Here is a 20862-nt window from a genome sequence, read left to right as displayed (position 1 = left end):
GAGGATACGCAGACCTGCCCGAGAGCAGATCTGCTGCGGCTTGATTAGCCGAGGATTTTTTCCAGAGCCGCGCGAACTTCAGCGACCGGTTTGGTGCCGTCAACTTTCGCGTATTTGGTGTTACCCGCTTCTGCTTCTTTGGAGTAGTAGCCAATCAGCGGTGCAGTCATCTGATGGTATTCAACCAGACGTTTACGCACGGTTTCTTCCTGATCGTCTTTACGGGTAGTCAGCTCTTCACCGGTTACGTCGTCTTTACCTTCTACTTTCGGCGGATTGAATTTAACGTGATAAACACGACCAGACGGCGCGTGAACGCGGCGACCGACGATACGATCAACAATCAGTTCGTCCGGTACGTCGAATTCCAGAACGTAATCAACATTGATGCCCGCTTCTTTCATCGCGTCTGCCTGCGGAATGGTACGCGGGAAGCCGTCCAACAGGAAACCATTACGGCAATCTTCCTGAGCAATGCGCTCTTTAACCAGCGCGATCACCAGTTCATCGGTGACCAGTTTGCCAGCGTCCATAATGTCTTTAGCTTGTTTACCCAGCTCGGAGCCAGATTTGACTGCGGCACGCAGCATATCGCCAGTGGAGATTTGCGGAATACCATATTTCTCCATGATGAACTGAGCCTGAGTCCCTTTCCCCGCGCCCGGAGCGCCAAGCAGAATGATACGCATTGCGAAAATCCCCTTAAATTGTGTCGAATTTTTTGAAAAAGCGATAAACGATACCACCAACAGGCGATTGCCTCAAGAAAGGCGCCCGGGGCTGAAACGGTTAATGGTGAGATAATTTGCGGAAAGTGCAGAGGATGAAAAGAAAAATGCCGGATGACACGAAGGTCATCCAGCACCACATTCAGCTGTATGCCGGATAAAATTCATCCGGCATTACATCAGGAAACCAGTAACTGGTTCATACGACGAATAAACAGGTTCGGATCTTCCAGCGTACCGCGTTCTGCCAGCAGCGCCTGATCCAGCAGCAGTTCTACCCACTCGCTGAACTTGGCTTCATCTTCAGTATCTGCAGCACGCTTCACCAGTACGTGATCCGGGTTCAGTTCGAAGATGTATTTCACTTCTGGCACTTTCTGGCCCGCTGCGGCGAACAGTTTCGCCATCTGGGTGCTCATTTCGTCCGCGTCGGTAGAAACGATCGCTGGGGTATCGGTCAGACGGTGGGTCAGACGGACATCTTTCACGCGCTCGCCGAGCAGGGCTTTCACACGGTCGATGAACGGAGTCAGTGCTTTCTCCGCTTCTTTCGCGCTCTCATCAACTTCGTCAGCCAGTTTTTCCAGCGACTCGTCAACTTTAGACACCGACTGGAACGGTTTACCGTCGAACTCAGTCAGATAGTTCATCATCCACTCATCGATGCGGTCGGAAAGCAGCAGAACTTCGATGCCTTTCTTACGCAGCAGTTCCAGGTGCGGGCTGCTCTTCGCTGCCGCATAGCTGTCTGCGGTGATGTAGTAGATTTTCTCCTGCCCTTCTTTCATGCGGGAAACGTAGTCTTCCAGAGACACGGTCTGCGCAGAAGAATCGGTATGGGTAGACGCAAAACGCAGCAGTTTGGCGATCGCTTCCTGGTTAGCGAAATCTTCCGCCGGACCTTCTTTCAGTACCAGGCCAAACTGTTGCCAGAAGGTCTGGTATTTTTCCGCGTCGTCTTTCGCCAGTTTTTCCAGCATTTGCAGCACACGCTTGGTCAGCGCATTGCGCAGGTTACGCGTTACCGTGCTGTCCTGGAGGATTTCACGGGAAACGTTCAGCGGCAGATCGCTGGAGTCAATCAGACCACGCACGAAGCGCAGATAGTTCGGCATGAACTGTTCTGCGTCATCCATGATGAACACACGTTGAACATACAGTTTCAGGCCGTGTTTATGATCGCGGTTCCACATATCCCACGGCGCCTGCGACGGGATGTACAGCAGGCTGGTGTACTCCTGCTTACCTTCAACGCGGTTGTGGCTCCAGGTCAGCGGATCGTTAAAGTCGTGGGCGATGTGTTTGTAGAACTCTTTGTACTCTTCATCGGTGATTTCGGACTTGTTACGGGTCCACAGCGCCTGCGCTTTGTTGATTTTCTCCCAGGAGATAACGGTTTCGCCATCTTTCTCTTCGCGTTTTTCGATCTCTACCGGCAGCGCGATATGGTCGGAGTATTTGCTGATGATGGAGCGCACGCGCCAGTCATCGAGGAACTCATCTTCGCCTTCACGCAGATGCAGGGTGATTTCAGTACCACGATCTTCTTTGGTGATGTCGGCAACGGTGTATTCACCTTCACCAGCTGATTCCCAGAACACGCCGTTTTCTGGTTTTTCGCCCGCCGCACGAGTACGCACGGTCACTTTATCGGCCACGATAAATGCGGAGTAGAAACCAACACCAAACTGACCGATCAGCTGGCTGTCTTTCGCCTGGTCAGAACCCAGGGATTCGAGGAATGATTTGGTGCCGGATTTAGCGATAGTCCCCAGATGGTCAATCACTTCGTCGCGGGTCATCCCCACGCCGTTATCGGAAATGGTCAGCGTGCGCTTGTCTTTATCGAAAGAAACACGAACGCGCAGTTCGCCGTCACCTTCGTACAGATCCGGGTTAGAGAGCGCGCGGAAACGCAGCTTGTCCGCCGCATCAGAGGCGTTAGAGATAAGCTCACGCAGGAAGATTTCTTTATTGGAATAGAGAGAATGGATCATCAGGTGCAGAAGCTGTTTCACTTCTGACTGAAAACCACGAGTTTCTTGTCCTTTCATGTAGGTCTACCTCAATAATGCCATTTTAAGGTTAAAAACAGGATGAGGGGTAAATGGGGACAAGGAAGGATAATTTCAAGCGAGAGCAGGTGATCCTGCTCTCGTTTGCTTAAAAACGAATCTTATGACGCCCGGCAAGGGAATGCGACAACGTGGTGCCGTCGACCATTTCCAGCTCGCCGCCAACCGGTACGCCATGAGCGATACGGCTGGCTTCCACGTCATATTGCGCGCAAAGCTCGGCAATGTAGTTAGCGGTGGCTTCACCTTCGACCGTCGGGTTGGTGGCGAGGATCACTTCGGTGATTTTTTCTGCCGCCAGACGCTGTTCCAGGCGATCAAGTCCGATATCATCCGGACCAATGCCGTCCAGCGGTGACAGATGCCCCATCAACACAAAATAACGACCGGAAAACTGCCCCGTCTGCTCAATGGCGTAGATGTCCGCCGGACTCTCTACCACGCAGATTTGACCGTTTTCCTGACGACGCGGATTCGAACAGATATTACAGACTTCCTGTTCAGTGAAGGTGCGGCAATCGGCGCAGTGGCCGATTTCCGACATCGCCCGGGTGAGCGCCTGCGCCAGACGCATCCCGCCGCTACGATCGCGCTGAAGCAGCGTGAACGCCATACGCTGCGCCGACTTCGGGCCAACGCCCGGCAGACAGCGCAGTGCTTCCATAAGCTGTGTTAACAGCGGGCTGGTTTGCATCAGAACGGCATCTTAAAGCCTGGCGGCAGCTGCATTCCGGAGGAAACAGAGGCCATTTTTTCTTTCTGGGTTTCTTCGATGCGACGCGCTGCGTCGTTGAATGCCGCAGCGACCAAATCTTCCAGCATCTCTTTGTCGTCTTCCAGCAGGCTAGGGTCGATCTCTACGCGACGGCAGTTGTGAGCGCCATTGATGGTCACTTTCACCAGACCAGCACCGGATTCGCCAGTCACTTCCAGCTTCGCGATTTCTTCCTGCATCTGCTGCATTTTTTCTTGCATCTGCTGGGCTTGCTTCATCAGGTTGCCCAGACCGCCTTTACCAAACATAGGTTTCTCTCTCAATCACGTTAAGGATGACGATCGTAAGCAGTGCTTACGATCAAATGGGGCGGATACTTTCTTCATCCAGCTCCGCATCAAAGAATCGACGCAGGGTCTGAATATTATTATCCGCAATAATGGACTCGCGCGCCTGCGCAAGTTTTTCTTCGTATATCGCCTGACGCCACTCCAGCGGCGTGCGCACCGCGGGATTATCATCTTCAACGATAGTCAGTTCAACCGTTGAACCTTTTAACGTGCTCAACGCTTCAGCCAGTTTTTGTTGTGCGCCGCGGTTATTCAAATGCCGCTGAGATGAGCGCAAATGCAGGCATACTGCGTTGTCGCTCTCCTCTTTCCAGGCATTTAACGCCACCTGTTCGACCAGTTTGGGTAGCGAAAGTTGGCTCACCTGTGCCGCCCATGGGTCGCGCTCAATGGCTTCTGCCGCCAGCTTCGCCGCCAGTTCCGGCGTTTTTTCATGCTCCAGCGCTTTTTTCAGCGCCTTCGGCGTGGCGACCACTTCTTTTTGCTGCATCACTGGGGTTGTAGCTTTCCAGCGATACGCTTCTTTTTTGGCTGGCGCTTTTTCCAGCGCCGATGGCACCGGACGCGCCTGAACGCGATCGGTGACCGAAGCCAGTCTTTCCAGCGCAGCGTTATTCACCGGCCGCGCGCGGGTAGCGGCTGCCGGTTCACTCTTTTTTGCTTTGGTTGCTCCCTGAGCGCGCTGCAGTTGCTGACGCGCCGCCAGCACCTGGCTGGTGGTTTCTGAGAGCGGTACAGTCGGTGCCTGCTGCGGCGCTGGTTGCGGTTGCGGCGGCACCTGGGTTGGCGTCATTACCGCCGTTGGCGCGACGGGCGCAAAGGACTGGCGTGGCACTTCTGGCTCAGGCAGCGGCATACGCGGATGGAACGCCAGCGCGCGCAGCAGCGTCATCTCAACGCCCATGCGGCGGTCCGGCGCATACGGTAATTCTTTGCGACCAATCAACAGCGTCTGATAGTAAAGCTGAATATCCGTCGGCGGTATGGTGCGCGCCAGTTCACGCATCCGCAGCTCGATGGCGGCCATGTCGTTGCCAAGTGCAGCAGGCGAAAGTTGTACCATCGCAATACGATGCAACAGACCGAGCATTTCCACCAGCAACGCTTCCCACTCGATACCACGGGCAGCGGCTTCATTAATCAGCGCCATTACGCGCTCGCCGTTGGCCTCGACCATCGCTTCAACCAGCGACAGCGCCTGATCGTCGTCAAGCGTACCCAGCATCGCACTGACCGCCTGGGTTGAAACCTGGCCGTCACCGCTGGCAATGGCCTGGTCGGTCAGACTTAAGGCGTCTCGCAGGCTGCCTTCAGCGGCGCGCGCCAGCAGTTGCAACGCACGTGGCTCGTGGGCGATATGTTCTTCGTTGAGGATGTGCTCAAGCTGATGGCGAATTTGCTCGACATCCAGCGCCTTGAGATGGAATTGCAGACAGCGTGACAAAATCGTCACCGGCAATTTCTGCGGATCGGTCGTCGCCAGCAGGAACTTGACGTGCTCTGGCGGCTCTTCAAGGGTTTTTAACAGTGCGTTAAAGCTGTGACGCGACAGCATATGCACTTCGTCGATCAGATAGACTTTAAAACGACCACGCGCCGGAGCGTACTGAACGTTATCCAGCAGGTCGCGGGTATCTTCAACTTTAGTGCGCGAGGCGGCGTCGATTTCAATCAAATCGACAAAGCGCCCCTGCTCGATTTCACGGCAGTTATCGCATACGCCGCACGGCGTCGCGGTAATGCCGGTTTCGCAGTTTAGCCCCTTCGCCAGCAGTCGGGCGATAGAGGTTTTTCCGACGCCACGGGTGCCGGAAAAAAGATAAGCATGATGAATACGCCCTAACGACAAGCCGTTCGCCAGTGCGGTCAGCACATGTTCCTGGCCGACGACGTCAGCAAAGGTTTGTGGGCGCCATTTTCGGGCTAAGACCTGATAACTCATTGGCAGGCTCTGAAACGCTGGAAGGTGGATTCACGAAGGGGTAATGCTAACACAGCCCCGTCAGAACGGCGAGGCTGAATGTACAACTTGTGCTGCCCATGGCATGGGCTGGCGAAAATTAATGGCCCGGGAACGGGACAAGGCTATAACAGGTAATGCCCTGCTTTTCGAGGCGCTGTTCGCCGCCAAGATCGAACAGATTAATGATGAACGCAGCGTCAGTAACTTCACCACCTAAACGGCGGATCAGTTTAACCGTCGCTTCAATGGTGCCGCCTGTTGCCAGCAAATCATCAACCACCAGCACTTTGTCGCCAGGTTTAATGGCATCAACGTGGATTTCCAGCTTATCGGTGCCGTATTCCAGTTCGTAAGATTCGTTGATAGTTTCGCGCGGCAGTTTGCCTGGTTTACGTACCGGCACAAAACCAACGCCCAGACCCAGTGCTACCGGAGCGCCGAACAAGAAGCCACGAGCTTCAGTGCCGACAACTTTGGTAATGCCCGCATTTTTGTAACGCTCAACCAGTAAATCGATGCTGAGAGCGTAAGCTTTCGGGTCTTCCAGTAAGCTGGTGACATCGCGGAAAAGAATGCCGGGTTTCGGGTAGTCCTGAATGCTTTTGATGCTATTTTTGAGATACTCAAGCTGCTGTGCAGTCGCGGTCATAAGTGTATGCCTGCTTGTTACGGTGGTACTCACGGCGCGTTTTAAACGAGTCAAAAGTAACAGTTGTTTAACCTTTGACCGCCTGCGCCTGTGCTCGAAAACGCCAGAATGTACTGGCTGTGGGCGATAATTGCAACAGCGATTGTTGTGCTTTGCCGTTTTTATTGCTTTTCATCAATCACTGGGATTCGCCACATAAAAATCAGCAAACAGCCGAGGATCACCAATAACAGAATCCGCACCCACGTCATATGTACGAACCAAAGTGAAATCGCAAAAGTCAGTAAAATAATGAATATCGCCCGAGGCTTTGCACCGCGTGGCATCGCATGATATTTCTGCCAGAAGCGTAAATAGCTGCCAAACCATGAGCGGTACAGCAACCAAGCGTGGAAGCGCGGCGATGAACGGGCAAAGCACCAGGCGGCCAGTAGGATAAATGGCGTCGTCGGCAATACCGGTAATACCACGCCCAGCGTACCCAACACTACCGCCAGCCAGCCAATGATGATTAAAATGATTCGTTGCATATTATGTGTAGTCAGCATACAGAGTGGCTACTTTAGCATAACAATTATCATTTTCATTGAGGTCTTATCGTGAAAACTGCCCTGCTGTTGGAAAAACTGGAAGGTCAGCTCGCCACGCTGCGCCAGCGTTGTGCCCCGGTGGCGCAGTTCGCCACGTTAAGCGCCCGTTTCGACAGGCACCTTTTTCAGACCCGTGCGACAACGTTACAGGCGTGCCTGGAAGAAGCGGGAGATAATTTGTCCGCGCTTCGCCATGCGGTTGAGCAACAGCAACTGCCGCAAGTCGCCTGGCTGGCAGAACATCTGGCGGCACAACTGGAAGCCATCGCGCGTGAAGCCGCAGCCTGGTCGCTACGCGAGTGGGATAGCGCACCACCAAAAATTGCCCGCTGGCAGCGTAAACGTATTCAGCATCAGGAGTTTGAACGACGGCTACGTGAAATGGTTGCCGAGCGTAAAGCCCGTCTGGTGCGGGCGACCGATCTCGTGGAACAGCAAACGCTACATCGTGAAGTGGAAGCCTATGAAGCGCGCCTGATGCGTTGCCGTCATGCGTTGGAAAAAATCGAAAACAGGTTAGCGCGTTTAACCCGCTAACAATGGAGAAAGTATGTCACTGGAAAATGCCCCTGACGATGTCAAACTGGCCGTCGATTTAATTGTGCTGCTGGAAGAAAATCAGATCCCAGCCCGCACTGTGCTGCGCGCGCTGGATATTGTAAAGCGTGATTATGAAAAGAAGTTACAGAGCGATGATGAGGCGCAAAGTGATAAATAAATGGGGCTGCTAAATGTCCCCTAAGATTGCGGGCAAACGCAAAACTGCCTGATGCGCTACGCTTATCAGGCCTACACCGCTCCTGCAATATATTGAATTTTCGCGGTTTCGTAGGCCGGATAAGGCGGTTACGCCGCATCCGGCATGAACAACGCGCACTTTGTCAGCAATCTCGGGGGCAACTAAATGCCGCCCCTTTCGTTATTATCCTACCGCAGGCGTCGGATCGTCACCTTTGTAGTCACGTTTCACTTCCGTCACTTCATCGCCCTTCTCGTTATGCAAATGCACTTCAAGCTGGTTAAAGGCAATGTTGATGTCGTTTTCACGGCATAACTGATCGATAGTACGGTTCAGTTCATCGACGGTGCGGCTACGGTCGCGCAGTTCACGAACATACAAGCGCAGTTCGTGATCCAGCGTGCTGGCGCCAAATGCCGTAAAGAAGACTTCTGGCATTGGCTCGTGCATCACCCTTGGATGCTCAGTCGCTGCCTGGAGCAGAACTCTGCGGACTTTTTCCAGATCGGAACCATAGGCCACGCCCAGGCGGATCACCAGACGCGTGGTGGTGTCAGTCAATGACCAGTTGATCAGACGCTCGGTAACAAACGCTTTGTTCGGGATGATCACTTCTTTGCGATCGAAATCGGTAATCGTTGTCGCACGAATACGGATCTTACTGACCGTCCCAGAGTAGGTACCAATGGTTACCGTATCGCCAATGCGCACCGGACGTTCGAACAGGATGATCAAACCGGAGACGAAGTTACCGAAGATCTCCTGTAAGCCAAAACCAAGACCTACGGATAATGCTGCTGCCAGCCACTGGAGTTTATCCCACGAGACGCCCAGCGATCCGAACACCGTCATCGCACCAACGGCAATGATGATGTAGTTAAGGATAGTAGTGATGGCATACGATGCCCCCTGGCGCATGTTCAGGCGCGACAGCACCAGCACTTCCAGCAAACCAGGCAGGTTGCGAATCAACGCCCAGGCCACCATTGAGGCGATAATCGCAAACAACAGACTGCCCATGGTGACGTTTTTCACCACCGCAGCGCCAGCTTCATTGCCGTTGTAATGCCAGAGCGTGATGCTGTCGAGATAGCTGAACACGGTGATCAAATCGGACCAAATTGCCCAGAACATGACACCGAACAGCGCAAACATCAGCAACATGGTAATACGCAGCGTCTGCTGGTTAACCTGCTCCAGCGCGATGGTGGGTTCTTCCGGCGGTTCGGCACCTTCTGCGCCCTCTTTCACCAGATTCTGCCGACGCGCCAGCGCACGACGCCAGGCGATACGCCGCGCCGCTACGCTTAAGCCGCGCAACACCGTCTGGTAGAGCAAGTTCCAGATGATCACCAGATAAACGGTTTCAATCCAACGCCCGGAGAGGCGCAGCGTGGTGTAGAAGTAGCCTGTAGCGGTCAGCACCATCAGCGCAATCGGGATAATCGACAGCACGGTAATGGTGACCAGTCGCATGGTGTGCGACTCTTTATCACGCCAGCTTTCGCGGCACATCGGCCACACCAGGAAGGCAATCAGCAGCAGGTTGAAGAAAATCATCGCCTGCCCCAGCACATCATCCATCAGATGCAGCGGGGAGAGTTCTGCCACCACAGACCAGAAATGGATCGGCAGCAACGCGAGGCTGATGCGGACAATTTGCCGACGCCAGTGGCTGGTCTGCTGTTCCGGCATACCAAAGTGACGCACGGCAACACCGTTTTTCTCCAGCACTTTCCAGCACAGGCCAAACACCAGCCAGAAAATCGCCAGTTTTTTGCTGAACGACCACAATAATTCGCTGATATTGAGCTGCATAGTCAGCAGAATCAGGCCGACAGCGAGAATAATCAGGCACACCGGCAGTGCGCGGATCAGGTCAATAAGAATCGCTTTTGGCGTATTGAGCTGGCTATCGTTACGCAGGGAACCTACCGCCGAAGCCAGTTTTTGTTGATATGCTTTCAGCCAGCCTAAACGCCAGTGAATCAGCCCGGCAATCAACAGCAGCGGCAAACCGGCAAGGAAAGCGATAAATACGGCGGGCCAGGCTTTTTCCCAGTTCACCGTAATTTTCATCGATTTAAACTCATCTTTAAGGGTTTGCGGGAACGCTTTGATCCAGTCCCAGTCCATCGGACGGTTACTGTTCACCCAAAAAATTTGCTGAGTCAGGATGGATTTCAGGTTTTTCGATACGCTCATTAACTGCTGCTGGTTGATTTGCAGGTTAATGGCCATCATCAGCTGGTTACCCAACTGTTTGTTAAGCTGATCCAACAGTTCGCGACGCATATCAACCACTTGCAATAACGCATCGTGAACTTCGCTGTTGACTTCGTTGGCGTGACCTTCTTCCAGCTTGCTGACGAACGCATCGCTCTGGAACAGCGCGTCACGTTGCTGGTTGACTTCAAACTGTTCGAGACGCAAGTCCGCGATGCGGTTGGTCATATTTTCCAGTTCATCCGCCGAGGGCAGCGTTTGTTGTTGCTGATAAAGAATGCGTGAAAGCAGCAGACTGCCTTTCAGGACAGAAATCTGCTCTTTGATGTTACGTTCCGATTGCAGCGCCCGCTCCAGCCAATTTTTGACTTTGATGTTTTGCTGCATCAGGACATTACCGTTTTCGGTAGCGGTAATCAGACGCTGGCTTAATTGCTGGTTTATTTCCAGCTCCTGCTTCACCAGCGGATTAGCCTGAATACGCGCAGCTTCATCCGGGGTAACGGCTTCCTGCGCCGTTTTTTCGGTTAATGTCAGGCGCTTGCTGTTCACCGCCTCCTGCAACAGTTGTAGCTGATGTTCAAGTCGCGTACTGTTCGCCGTCACGTAATCACGCTGCTTTTGCAGGGTGTCCTGTAAGACAGTGTTCCCTTCCAGGCTTTTACGCTGTTGGTCAATCTCGGCATTCAGCAAAGCCTGCTGTGCCTGCATTAACACTTTCTGGCTGGGACGTAAGGCGGCTTCGCCGACCTCGGTTCCATCCAGGCGGCTGCGAATTTGTTGCAATTGCTGCGAGGCGGTATACATCGCATTTTGCACGCGTTCAGGCTGCGTCTGTAACGAAACTAACTGGCTGTTATAAGAGGCCAGATCATTTTGTGCATTCTGCAAATCATCCAGCGCCTGGGAGACGCGTAACTCCAACTGACGCAACGATAGCGTACTCAGAATTTTGCGGGTTTCTTCGTCGTTATCCACATCGTTGAGCGCAGTTAACGCTGCGGTCGCCTGGCGCATTTTCTCTGGCGCTTCGGCAACTTTTTGCCGTAATTGCACGGTTTCGTCTTTTACGCGATCGATTTTCTCAAGGGTGGCTAATGTGTCAGTAATATCTTGCTGCACCAGCTTGTCCTGGGCAGAAAGATCTTTTTGTTTATTAAGTGAGTCAAGTTGTGCCTGCAGGTCTGCTTTCGTCGGTAGATCACCATTCGATGACGCCCGCGCAAACGCCGTGTTCTGGCATAACAAGACAAGAACAAAAGCAATAAATGCTGAAAAAACAAAATGCCGTGATCGTTTGTAATACTGGAACATAGTCATGATGAATGAAGGTTTCTGAACCTGAAGAACGACCTGAACTAGTCGGGTGGCTAGAATATCACGGTGTAGAGAGCCAGAATAGCAACAGCGAAAATGTCCAGGATAAATCCTGGAGTCTGATTCAGGATTTTTCGTTGACGGCGGGAGTACGAAGGGTCGGGCAAAGAAGATACATTTCCAACAAGATGGCTACGTAATCGCGGGCTTCTTTTTTTAGATCAAAAGATTGCGGTGCAAATAGCCAGTTTTCCATCAGGCCGGAAATATAACCGCGCATAATTATCGCCGCACGGCGCGTCATTAAATTGGTTGGTAATAATTTCTTTTCAATACAATGTATTAACGTTTGCTCTATACGTTCATAACTTTCCAGACAGAGATTTCGTTGTGCCTGTTGGACAACCGCCATTTCTCCGACAAACTCGCATTTGTGGAAAATAATCTCCATCAATAATCGACGCCGTTCTTCTGTCACCGTCGATTCAAGCACATGAATTAGTATTTCTCTTAAAACTGAGAGTGGATCGTCAGGGAATTTTGCCTGATACTCAAGCTCTAGTTCACCAATATTGGACTCTGACAGCTCCCAGATCTCACTGAACAAATCCGACTTGTCTTTAAAATGCCAGTAGATTGCACCGCGCGTAACGCCTGCCGCTTTTGCAATCTCTCCCAGTGAGGTGGATGATACCCCCTGCTGTGAGAAAAGACGTAGCGCCACATCGAGGATGTGTTGACGCGTTTCTTGCGCTTCTTGTTTGGTTTTTCGTGCCATATGTTAGTGAATTTACAGGCGTTAGATTTACATACATTTATGAATGTATGTACCATAGCACGACGATAATATAAACGCAGCAATGGGTTTATCGACTTTTGACCATTGACCAATTTGAAATCGGACACTCGAGGTTTACATATGAACAAAAACAGAGGGTTTACGCCTCTGGCGATCGTTCTGATGCTCTCAGGCAGCTTAGCGCTTACAGGATGTGACGACAAACAGGCCCAACAAGGTGGCCAGCAGATGCCCGCCGTTGGGGTAGTAACAGTCAAAACTGAACCTCTGCAGATCACAACCGAGCTTCCGGGCCGCACCAGTGCTTACCGGATCGCAGAAGTTCGTCCTCAAGTTAGCGGGATTATCCTGAAGCGTAATTTCAAAGAGGGTAGCGACATCGAAGCAGGCGTCTCTCTTTATCAGATTGATCCTGCTACCTACCAGGCGGCGTACGACAGTGCAAAAGGCGATCTGGCGAAAGCGCAGGCAGCAGCCAATATCGCGCAACTGACTGTTAATCGTTACCAGAAACTGCTGGGTACTCAGTACATCAGTAAGCAAGAGTACGATCAGGCGCTGGCTGATGCGCAACAGGCAAATGCGGCTGTCACTGCGGCAAAAGCGGCTGTTGAAACCGCGCGGATCAATCTGGCTTACACCAAAGTCACCTCTCCGATTACTGGCCGTATTGGTAAATCGAACGTGACGGAAGGCGCCCTGGTGCAAAACGGTCAGGCGACTGCGCTGGCAACCGTGCAGCAACTTGATCCTATCTATGTGGATGTTACCCAGTCCAGCAACGACTTCCTGCGTCTGAAACAGGAACTGGCAAATGGCACGCTGAAGCAAGAGAACGGCAAGGCCAAAGTCTCGCTGATCACCAGCGACGGCATTAAGTTCCCGCAGGACGGTACGCTGGAGTTTTCTGACGTGACTGTCGATCAGACCACCGGTTCTATCACTTTACGCGCTATCTTCCCGAACCCGGATCACACTCTGCTGCCGGGCATGTTCGTACGCGCTCGTCTGGAAGAAGGGCTTAATCCTAACGCCATTTTAGTTCCGCAACAGGGTGTAACTCGTACACCACGCGGTGAGGCTACCGTTCTGGTGGTTGGCGCAGATGACAAAGTGGAAACCCGCCCAATCGTCGCAAGTCAGGCTATTGGCGATAAGTGGCTGGTGACAGAAGGTCTGAAAGCAGGCGACCGCGTAGTAATAAGTGGGCTGCAGAAAGTGCGTCCTGGTGTCCAGGTAAAAGCACAAGAAGTTACCGCTGATAATAACCAGCAAGCCGCAAGCGGTGCTCAGCCTGAACAGTCCAAGTCTTAACTTAAACAGGAGCCGTTAAGACATGCCTAATTTCTTTATCGATCGCCCGATTTTTGCGTGGGTGATCGCCATCATTATCATGTTGGCAGGGGGGCTGGCGATCCTCAAACTGCCGGTGGCGCAATATCCTACGATTGCACCGCCGGCGGTCACGATCTCCGCCTCCTACCCCGGCGCTGATGCGAAAACAGTGCAGGACACGGTGACACAGGTTATCGAACAGAATATGAACGGTATCGATAACCTGATGTATATGTCCTCTAACAGTGACTCCACAGGTACTGTGCAGATCACCCTGACCTTTGAGTCTGGTACTGATGCGGATATCGCGCAGGTTCAGGTGCAGAACAAACTGCAGCTGGCGATGCCGTTGCTGCCGCAAGAAGTACAGCAGCAAGGGGTGAGCGTTGAGAAATCTTCCAGTAGCTTCCTGATGGTTGTCGGCGTTATCAACACTGACGGCACCATGACGCAGGAAGATATCTCTGACTACGTAGCGGCAAATATGAAAGATGCCATTAGCCGTACGTCGGGCGTTGGTGACGTTCAGCTGTTCGGTTCACAGTACGCGATGCGTATCTGGATGAACCCGAATGAGTTGAACAAATACCAGCTAACGCCGGTTGATGTCATTACCGCTATCAAAGCACAGAACGCCCAGGTCGCAGCCGGTCAGCTCGGCGGTACACCGCCGGTGAAAGGCCAGCAGCTTAACGCCTCTATTATTGCTCAGACGCGTCTGACCTCTACTGAAGAGTTCGGCAAAATTCTGCTGAAAGTGAATCAGGATGGTTCCCGCGTGCTGCTGCGTGATGTGGCGAAGATTGAGCTGGGTGGTGAGAACTACGACATCATCGCGGAATTTAACGGACAACCGGCTTCGGGTCTGGGTATCAAGCTGGCAACCGGTGCGAACGCGCTGGAAACTGCTGCGGCAATCCGTGCTGAACTGGCGAAGATGGAGCCATTCTTCCCGTCAGGTCTGAAAATCGTTTATCCGTACGACACGACGCCGTTCGTGAAAATCTCTATTCACGAAGTGGTTAAAACCCTGGTCGAAGCGATCATCCTCGTGTTCCTGGTTATGTATCTGTTCCTGCAGAACTTCCGCGCGACGTTGATTCCGACCATTGCCGTACCGGTGGTATTGCTGGGGACCTTTGCCGTCCTTGCCGCCTTTGGCTTCTCGATAAACACGCTAACGATGTTCGGGATGGTGCTCGCCATCGGCCTGTTGGTGGATGACGCCATTGTCGTGGTAGAAAACGTTGAGCGTGTGATGGCGGAAGAAGGTCTGCCGCCGAAAGAAGCCACACGTAAGTCGATGGGGCAGATTCAGGGCGCACTGGTGGGTATCGCGATGGTGCTGTCGGCGGTATTTATCCCGATGGCCTTCTTCGGCGGCTCTACTGGTGCAATCTATCGTCAGTTCTCCATTACCATTGTTTCGGCAATGGCGCTGTCAGTGCTGGTGGCGTTGATCCTGACTCCGGCACTTTGTGCCACTATGCTGAAACCTATCGCTAAAGGCGATCACGGCGAAGGCAAAAAAGGCTTCTTCGGCTGGTTTAACCGCATGTTCGAGAAGAGCACGCACCACTACACCGACAGCGTAGGCGGCATTCTGCGCAGTACGGGGCGTTATCTGGTGCTGTATCTGATCATTGTGGTCGGCATGGCTTATCTGTTTGTACGTCTGCCAAGTTCCTTCTTGCCAGATGAAGACCAGGGTGTATTTATGACCATGGTCCAACTGCCAGCGGGTGCGACGCAGGAACGTACGCAGAAAGTGCTCAATGAGGTGACGGATTACTATCTGACCAAAGAGAAGAACAACGTTGAGTCAGTATTCGCCGTTAACGGCTTCGGCTTTGCGGGACGTGGTCAGAACACTGGTATTGCGTTCGTTTCGTTGAAGGACTGGGCTGACCGTCCAGGTGATGAAAACAAAGTTGAAGCGATTACCATGCGTGCGACGCGCGCCTTCTCGCAAATTAAAGATGCGATGGTCTTCGCCTTTAACCTGCCTGCGATTGTGGAACTGGGTACTGCAACCGGCTTCGACTTTGAGCTGATTGACCAGGCTGGCCTCGGTCACGAAAAACTGACTCAAGCGCGTAACCAGCTGCTGGGCGAAGCGGCGAAACATCCTGATCTGTTGACCAGCGTGCGTCCGAACGGTCTGGAAGATACTCCGCAGTTCAAGATTGATATCGACCAGGAGAAAGCTCAGGCACTGGGTGTTTCTATTAACGATATTAACACTACCCTGGGCGCTGCATGGGGCGGCAGCTACGTGAACGACTTTATCGACCGCGGTCGTGTGAAGAAAGTTTACGTCATGTCAGAAGCAAAATACCGCATGCTGCCGGAAGATATCGGTAACTGGTATGTGCGTGCTGCTGATGGCCAGATGGTGCCGTTCTCTGCATTCTCATCTTCGCGTTGGGAGTACGGTTCGCCGCGTCTGGAACGTTACAACGGCCTGCCATCCATGGAGATCTTAGGCCAGGCGGCACCAGGTAAGAGTACCGGTGAAGCAATGGCGCTGATGGAACAACTGGCGAGCAAACTGCCTACCGGTGTTGGCTACGACTGGACGGGGATGTCCTATCAGGAACGTCTCTCCGGCAACCAGGCGCCGTCGCTGTATGCGATTTCGTTGATTGTCGTGTTCCTGTGTCTGGCGGCATTGTACGAGAGCTGGTCGATTCCGTTCTCCGTTATGCTGGTCGTTCCGCTGGGGGTTATCGGTGCGTTGCTGGCAGCCACCTTCCGCGGCCTGACCAACGACGTTTACTTCCAGGTGGGCCTGCTCACAACCATTGGGTTGTCGGCGAAGAACGCGATACTTATCGTCGAATTCGCCAAAGACTTGATGGATAAAGAAGGTAAAGGTCTGATTGAAGCAACTCTGGATGCGGTGCGGATGCGTTTACGCCCAATCCTGATGACTTCACTGGCATTTATCCTCGGTGTTATGCCGCTGGTTATCAGCACCGGTGCTGGTTCCGGCGCGCAGAACGCAGTAGGTACTGGTGTAATGGGCGGGATGGTGACCGCAACGGTACTGGCGATCTTCTTCGTTCCGGTGTTCTTCGTGGTGGTTCGCCGCCGCTTTAGCCGCAAAAATGAAGATATCGAACATAACCATACAGTCGATCATCACTGATTAACATCGTAATCACTAAGGCCGCGCAAGCGGCCTTTTTTATACGCGTAATCTTAATGTTGAAATGTTTATAGTTAATGATTTCAAACGTAAGTTAGTTTTAACGCCGCATAAAATTCATAAAAAATACTTATTGTTAGTTAATTTATATTAAGTCGTACTGATGGATTTAATAACCCCCAGGCATCTAGAGGCTATTCTTAATTATTTGCGGCAATTCTTTATTTGTTCATGTCAATTACATCATAATCAGAGTAATCCTGGGTATTAGTGTGACAAATCGTCAGACCATTTTATCACTCTCAAACATCCTGATTACATTATGTTATGAATAGCATCAGACAAAGTGCTTTAGCCATTACGTCGTCGGTGCTGGAATGAGGAAGAGGGTCTTTTCCCTCCCCTCCTCCTAATTGTAATTTTTCGTAATAATACGATGAAAACCGCCAAAGAGTAGCTTATAGTTAATCTAACAAGTGAGAGAGCAAGGCCAGGTCTGTAAGTTTTCCATCCCAAAAGGTGTCCGTTAGTTCAACCGCTAAGAAGGGGGACGCGTTATGGATGAATACTCACCAAAAAGACATGATATCGCGCAGCTTAAATTTCTCTGCGAAACCTTGTATCATGACTGTCTTGCAAATCTTGAAGAAAGTAACCATGGTTGGGTTAACGACCCTACCTCGGCCATCAATCTGCAGCTTAATGAACTCATTGAGCATATAGCAACCTTCGCACTTAATTACAAAATTAAGTATAATGAAGACAATAAGCTCATTGAGCAGATAGATGAATATCTGGACGACACCTTTATGTTGTTCAGTAGTTATGGTATTAATATGCAGGATCTCCAGAAATGGCGGAAGTCAGGTAACCGACTGTTCCGTTGTTTTGTGAATGCCACTAAAGAGAATCCTGCGAGTTTATCTTGTTAGAATTATTACAACCATGGGTAGAAGTATGTCCGATAAACCTTTAACGAAAACCGATTATTTGATGCGTCTGCGTCGTTGCCAGACAATTGACACGCTTGAGCGTGTTATCGAGAAAAATAAATACGAATTATCAGATAATGAACTGGCGGTATTTTACTCAGCCGCAGATCACCGCCTCGCAGAATTGACCATGAATAAACTGTACGACAAGATCCCCTCCTCTGTATGGAAATTTATTCGGTAATTAAATAGCAGACATTCGAAGATGTAACCGACTGTTTATTAACATTATTATATTATTCGCAATGAAAGCATACTGCATGTGACATTCATCACACTCGGGAAACGGGAACGTTCTCTTAACTGACTTTTCGCATTACCGTGTTGCCGCATTTTCAGCAACGGGAGGTCAGTAATGAGCACAGAAAAAGAAAAGATGATTGCTGGTGAGTTGTATCGCTCGGCAGATGAGGAGTTATCTCGCGATCGCCTGCGCGCTCGTCAGCTTATTCACCAATACAATCATTCCGCACCGGAAGAACAAACATTACGCCAGAAAATTCTCACCGATTTATTCGGTCAGGTAGCAGATGCTTATATTGAACCCTCTTTTCGCTGCGACTATGGCTATAACATTTTTTTGGGCAAAGGATTTTACGCCAACTTCGACTGCGTGATGCTCGATGTCTGCCCAATTCGTATCGGTGATAATTGCATGTTGGCACCAGGTGTTCACATTTATACCGCAACGCACCCTGTCGACCCGGTAGCTCGTAATAGTGGCGCTGAACTGGGGAAACCTGTGACTATCGGTAATAACGTCTGGATTGGCGGACGTGCTGTCATCAACCCTGGTGTAACCATTGGCGATAACGTCGTGGTGGCCTCTGGCGCCGTCGTCACAAAAGATGTTCCGGCTAACGTTGTCGTGGGCGGTAACCCGGCTACTGTCATTAAAAAACTGTAACCATAGTTGCAACTGTTATGCAAAATTGTGGTTAATCTGTTACTTTCATCATATGATTCCCACGTTAAAATAGGGTGTTCCCTGAAAAGTTGCAGATACCACAAAGGCAAAAGATGACTGAAATACAACGCCTGCTGACCGAAACAATTGATGCACTAAATGCACACGAAAAACGCGATAATAAACCTCGCTTTAGTATCAGTTTTATCCGTAAACATCCGGGGCTGTTTATCGGTATGTATGTCGCTTTTTTTGCCACTCTGGCTGTGATGTTACAGTCTGAAACGCTGGTTGGTTCAGTCTGGCTCCTGGTGGTATTGTTCATCCTGCTTAACGGTTTCTTCTTTTTTGACGTTTATCCGCGTTACCATTACGAAGATATCGACGTTCTGGATTTCCGGGTTTGCTACAACGGCGAATGGTACAATACACGCTTTGTTCCAACTGCATTGGTCGACGCTATTCTGAACTCGCCGCGTGTCGCGAACATCCACAAAGAACAGTTGCAGAAAATGATCGCTCGTAAAGGTGAGTTGTCCTTTTACGATATTTTCACTCTCGCCCGCACCGAAGCGACACCATAAGTTGTATCACCCTCACCAGGCGTAAACCTCCGCGCCTGGTGAATTGACAACAATCGTTGCCACAACGCATTTAACGAAACTCCCCGCATCACTTATCTTTTGCATGCCCTTATTCGCTATCGGATATACTTTCCCTACACTGCGTAAATAAGGACATGCTGGTGAGAACACGACATCTGGTCAGCCTAATTTCAGGAGTACTGATCCTTTCCGTACTTCTGCCAGTGGGCTTAAGCATCTGGCTGGCTCATCAACAGGTAGAAACGTCATTTGTTGAGGAGCTACATACCTACTCATCCCGCGTCGCTATTCGCGCCAACAAAGTGGCGTCGCAAGGGAAAGATGCACTACAAAAACTGGAAAAATGGCAAGGCGCAGCCTGTAGCGAGGCTCATCTAATGGAAATGCGCCGGGTATCTTATAGTTATCGCTATATTCAGGAAGTGGTCTATGTCGATAACAACGTTCCTCAGTGCTCTTCTCTGGAACATGAAAGCCCGCCAGATACCTTCCCCGAGCCAGGTAAAATATCGAACGATGGTTATCGGGTATGGTTAACCTCGCACAACGATTTAGGTATTACCCGTTACATGGTCGCTATGGGAACTGCACATTACATAGTGATGATTGACCCCGCCTCATTTATAGATGTGATTCCTTATAGCTCGTGGCAAATTGATGCCGCGATTATTGGCAATGCGCATAACATTATCATTACCAGCAGTGACGAAATAGCCCAGGGAATTATTACCCAGCTGCAAAAAACACCGGGTGAACACATCGAAAAGAATGGAATCATTTACGATATCCTGCCTCTCCCCGCGATGAACATTTCCATAATCACCTGGGCTTCGACAAAAACGTTACAAAAAGATTGGTATCGGCAGGTCTTTATCTGGTTGCCTGTCGGATTGTTAATTGGCCTACTGGCGGCAATGTTCGTCTTGCGGATTTTACGCCGTATCCAGTCACCGCATCATCGCCTGCAGGATGCTATCGAAAACCGCGATATTTGCGTGCACTATCAGCCTATTATCTCCTTATCGAATGGAAAGATTGTCGGAGCCGAAGCGCTGGCGCGCTGGCCGCAGACAGACGGTAGCTGGTTGTCACCGGATAGTTTTATCCCGCTGGCGCAACAAACGGGCCTGTCAGAATCTCTGACTCTGCTTATTATCAAAACGGTCTTTGAAGATATGGGCGACTGGCTGCGTCAGCATCCGCAGCAACATATTTCGATCAATCTTGAATCCACCGTGCTCACCTCGGAAAAAATCCCGCAATTGCTGCGTGAAATGATCAATCACTACCAGGTCAATCCCAGACAGATCGCTCTTGAACTCACTGAACGCGAGTTTGCCGATCCAAAAATCAGCGCCCCGGTAATCTCCCGATATCGACAGGTTGGTCATGAAATTTATCTTGATGATTTTGGTACCGGTTATTCGAGCTTAAGTTATTTGCAGGATCTGGATGTCGATATTCTGAAGATCGATAAATCCTTCGTTGATGCGCTGGAATATAAAAATGTCACACCGCATATCATCGAAATGGCAAAAACACTGAAACTTAAAATGGTGGCGGAAGGGATCGAAACCAGCAAACAGGAAGAGTGGCTACGCCAGCATGGCGTACATTACGGCCAGGGGTGGTTGTACAGCAAAGCATTACCGAAAGAAGAGTTTTTACGCTGGGCAGAACACCATCTGTGAATTTTGGGGCTGGCGGCACGCCGCACAGCC

General features: G+C 51.1%; 18 protein-coding genes and 1 other annotated feature. Of the genes, 9 read left to right on the top strand and 9 right to left on the bottom strand.

Annotated elements, in window-relative coordinates:
• Positions 1 to 44: 44 nt before the first annotated feature.
• The 7 genes from adk to FEK47_RS11910 all read right to left on the bottom strand — a co-directional run bounded on the left by adk (position 45) and on the right by FEK47_RS11910 (position 7010).
• Positions 45 to 689 carry an adenylate kinase gene (gene adk / locus FEK47_RS11940; protein WP_001313630.1) on the bottom strand — a complete coding sequence of 215 codons (645 nt, stop codon included), beginning with the start codon at positions 687 to 689 and terminating at the stop codon, positions 45 to 47.
• 218 nt (positions 690 to 907) lie between these two features.
• Complete coding sequence (gene htpG, locus FEK47_RS11935; protein WP_000678201.1) at positions 908 to 2782, bottom strand: molecular chaperone HtpG; 1875 nt, start codon at positions 2780 to 2782, stop codon at positions 908 to 910.
• 109 nt (positions 2783 to 2891) lie between these two features.
• The gene (recR, locus tag FEK47_RS11930; RefSeq protein WP_130206305.1) at positions 2892 to 3497 is read right to left on the bottom strand and encodes a recombination mediator RecR; all 606 of its coding nucleotides are present in this window, start codon (positions 3495 to 3497) and stop codon (positions 2892 to 2894) included.
• Positions 3497 to 3826 (bottom strand): YbaB/EbfC family nucleoid-associated protein, encoded by a 330-nt coding sequence (locus tag FEK47_RS11925; protein ID WP_001515903.1) that lies wholly within the window; start codon positions 3824 to 3826, stop codon positions 3497 to 3499. The genes recR and FEK47_RS11925 overlap by 1 nt, the downstream gene beginning before the upstream one ends.
• Before the next feature lie 52 nt (positions 3827 to 3878).
• Positions 3879 to 5810, bottom strand: a complete 1932-nt coding sequence (gene dnaX / locus FEK47_RS11920; RefSeq protein WP_138183193.1) for a DNA polymerase III subunit gamma/tau — start codon at positions 5808 to 5810, stop codon at positions 3879 to 3881.
• Positions 4482 to 4546: a sequence feature (DnaX frameshifting element), on the bottom strand. Its footprint overlaps the gene before it by 65 nt.
• A 118-nt stretch (positions 5811 to 5928) precedes the next feature.
• Positions 5929 to 6480, bottom strand: a complete 552-nt coding sequence (gene apt, locus FEK47_RS11915; protein WP_064529079.1) for an adenine phosphoribosyltransferase — start codon at positions 6478 to 6480, stop codon at positions 5929 to 5931.
• A gap of 161 nt (positions 6481 to 6641) precedes the next feature.
• Positions 6642 to 7010: a DUF454 family protein gene (locus FEK47_RS11910; RefSeq protein WP_064529099.1), complete on the bottom strand. Its 369-nt coding sequence runs from the start codon at positions 7008 to 7010 to the stop codon at positions 6642 to 6644.
• Between the two features lie 69 nt (positions 7011 to 7079).
• Between FEK47_RS11910 and priC the strand changes: the two genes are divergently transcribed.
• Together priC and rsmS are read left to right on the top strand one after the other, a co-directional pair.
• A complete protein-coding gene (priC, locus tag FEK47_RS11905) occupies positions 7080 to 7607 on the top strand; it encodes a primosomal replication protein N'' (RefSeq protein WP_135486573.1) in 528 nt (175 codons plus the stop codon).
• 13 nt (positions 7608 to 7620) lie between these two features.
• Positions 7621 to 7788: a pleiotropic regulatory protein RsmS gene (rsmS, locus tag FEK47_RS11900; RefSeq protein WP_135486574.1), complete on the top strand. Its 168-nt coding sequence runs from the start codon at positions 7621 to 7623 to the stop codon at positions 7786 to 7788.
• A 204-nt stretch (positions 7789 to 7992) separates the two neighbouring features.
• Here the strand turns inward: rsmS and mscK are convergent, their stop codons facing one another.
• Together mscK and acrR are read right to left on the bottom strand one after the other, a co-directional pair.
• Entirely contained in the window at positions 7993 to 11355 is a 3363-nt protein-coding gene (gene mscK / locus FEK47_RS11895) for a mechanosensitive channel MscK (protein WP_130223197.1), read from the bottom strand.
• Between the two features lie 121 nt (positions 11356 to 11476).
• Entirely contained in the window at positions 11477 to 12130 is a 654-nt protein-coding gene (acrR, locus tag FEK47_RS11890) for a multidrug efflux transporter transcriptional repressor AcrR (RefSeq protein ID WP_135486575.1), read from the bottom strand.
• A gap of 141 nt (positions 12131 to 12271) precedes the next feature.
• On the opposite strand from acrR, the gene acrA reads away from it, so the two are divergent.
• The 7 genes from acrA (at position 12272) to FEK47_RS11855 (ending at position 20832) form a co-directional block, all read left to right on the top strand.
• Positions 12272 to 13465 (top strand): multidrug efflux RND transporter periplasmic adaptor subunit AcrA, encoded by a 1194-nt coding sequence (acrA, locus tag FEK47_RS11885; protein ID WP_130215483.1) that lies wholly within the window; start codon positions 12272 to 12274, stop codon positions 13463 to 13465.
• A 22-nt stretch (positions 13466 to 13487) separates the two neighbouring features.
• Positions 13488 to 16637, top strand: coding sequence for an efflux RND transporter permease AcrB (gene acrB, locus FEK47_RS11880; RefSeq protein ID WP_130223199.1), 3150 nt, complete (start codon positions 13488 to 13490; stop codon positions 16635 to 16637).
• Positions 16638 to 17194: 557 nt separating this feature from the next.
• Complete coding sequence (gene tomB, locus FEK47_RS11875) at positions 17195 to 17569, top strand: Hha toxicity modulator TomB (RefSeq protein ID WP_000344800.1); 375 nt, start codon at positions 17195 to 17197, stop codon at positions 17567 to 17569.
• A gap of 25 nt (positions 17570 to 17594) precedes the next feature.
• A complete protein-coding gene (locus FEK47_RS11870; RefSeq protein WP_001280991.1) occupies positions 17595 to 17813 on the top strand; it encodes an HHA domain-containing protein in 219 nt (72 codons plus the stop codon).
• Between the two features lie 171 nt (positions 17814 to 17984).
• The gene (gene maa / locus FEK47_RS11865; protein WP_130206289.1) at positions 17985 to 18536 is read left to right on the top strand and encodes a maltose O-acetyltransferase; all 552 of its coding nucleotides are present in this window, start codon (positions 17985 to 17987) and stop codon (positions 18534 to 18536) included.
• A 113-nt stretch (positions 18537 to 18649) separates the two neighbouring features.
• Positions 18650 to 19120 carry a YlaC family protein gene (locus FEK47_RS11860; protein ID WP_130206287.1) on the top strand — a complete coding sequence of 157 codons (471 nt, stop codon included), beginning with the start codon at positions 18650 to 18652 and terminating at the stop codon, positions 19118 to 19120.
• A gap of 161 nt (positions 19121 to 19281) precedes the next feature.
• Complete coding sequence (locus FEK47_RS11855) at positions 19282 to 20832, top strand: EAL domain-containing protein (RefSeq protein WP_130223201.1); 1551 nt, start codon at positions 19282 to 19284, stop codon at positions 20830 to 20832.
• Positions 20833 to 20862: the final 30 nt, after the last annotated feature.

Origin of the sequence: Escherichia sp. E3659, from assembly GCF_005781135.1 — a bacterium.
Classification (GTDB): domain Bacteria; phylum Pseudomonadota; class Gammaproteobacteria; order Enterobacterales; family Enterobacteriaceae; genus Escherichia.
Note: the sequence above shows the minus strand (reverse complement) of the source record. Positions and strands in the feature narration are given on the sequence as shown.

What these genes read in the sequence shown, in the direction of transcription:
- rsmS (WP_135486574.1), top strand. Translation starts at nt 7,621, where the DNA reads ATGTCACTGGAAAATGCCCCTGACGATGTCAAACTGGCCGTCGATTTA.
- maa (WP_130206289.1), top strand. Translation starts at nt 17,985, where the DNA reads ATGAGCACAGAAAAAGAAAAGATGATTGCTGGTGAGTTGTATCGCTCG.
- FEK47_RS11860 (WP_130206287.1), top strand. Translation starts at nt 18,650, where the DNA reads ATGACTGAAATACAACGCCTGCTGACCGAAACAATTGATGCACTAAAT.
- FEK47_RS11870 (WP_001280991.1), top strand. Translation starts at nt 17,595, where the DNA reads ATGTCCGATAAACCTTTAACGAAAACCGATTATTTGATGCGTCTGCGT.
- acrA (WP_130215483.1), top strand. Translation starts at nt 12,272, where the DNA reads ATGAACAAAAACAGAGGGTTTACGCCTCTGGCGATCGTTCTGATGCTC.
- htpG (WP_000678201.1), bottom strand. Translation starts at nt 2,782, where the DNA reads ATGAAAGGACAAGAAACTCGTGGTTTTCAGTCAGAAGTGAAACAGCTT.
- acrR (WP_135486575.1), bottom strand. Translation starts at nt 12,130, where the DNA reads ATGGCACGAAAAACCAAACAAGAAGCGCAAGAAACGCGTCAACACATC.
- FEK47_RS11925 (WP_001515903.1), bottom strand. Translation starts at nt 3,826, where the DNA reads ATGTTTGGTAAAGGCGGTCTGGGCAACCTGATGAAGCAAGCCCAGCAG.
- acrB (WP_130223199.1), top strand. Translation starts at nt 13,488, where the DNA reads ATGCCTAATTTCTTTATCGATCGCCCGATTTTTGCGTGGGTGATCGCC.
- apt (WP_064529079.1), bottom strand. Translation starts at nt 6,480, where the DNA reads ATGACCGCGACTGCACAGCAGCTTGAGTATCTCAAAAATAGCATCAAA.
- tomB (WP_000344800.1), top strand. Translation starts at nt 17,195, where the DNA reads ATGGATGAATACTCACCAAAAAGACATGATATCGCGCAGCTTAAATTT.
- adk (WP_001313630.1), bottom strand. Translation starts at nt 689, where the DNA reads ATGCGTATCATTCTGCTTGGCGCTCCGGGCGCGGGGAAAGGGACTCAG.
- recR (WP_130206305.1), bottom strand. Translation starts at nt 3,497, where the DNA reads ATGCAAACCAGCCCGCTGTTAACACAGCTTATGGAAGCACTGCGCTGT.
- mscK (WP_130223197.1), bottom strand. Translation starts at nt 11,355, where the DNA reads ATGACTATGTTCCAGTATTACAAACGATCACGGCATTTTGTTTTTTCA.
- dnaX (WP_138183193.1), bottom strand. Translation starts at nt 5,810, where the DNA reads ATGAGTTATCAGGTCTTAGCCCGAAAATGGCGCCCACAAACCTTTGCT.
- FEK47_RS11910 (WP_064529099.1), bottom strand. Translation starts at nt 7,010, where the DNA reads ATGCAACGAATCATTTTAATCATCATTGGCTGGCTGGCGGTAGTGTTG.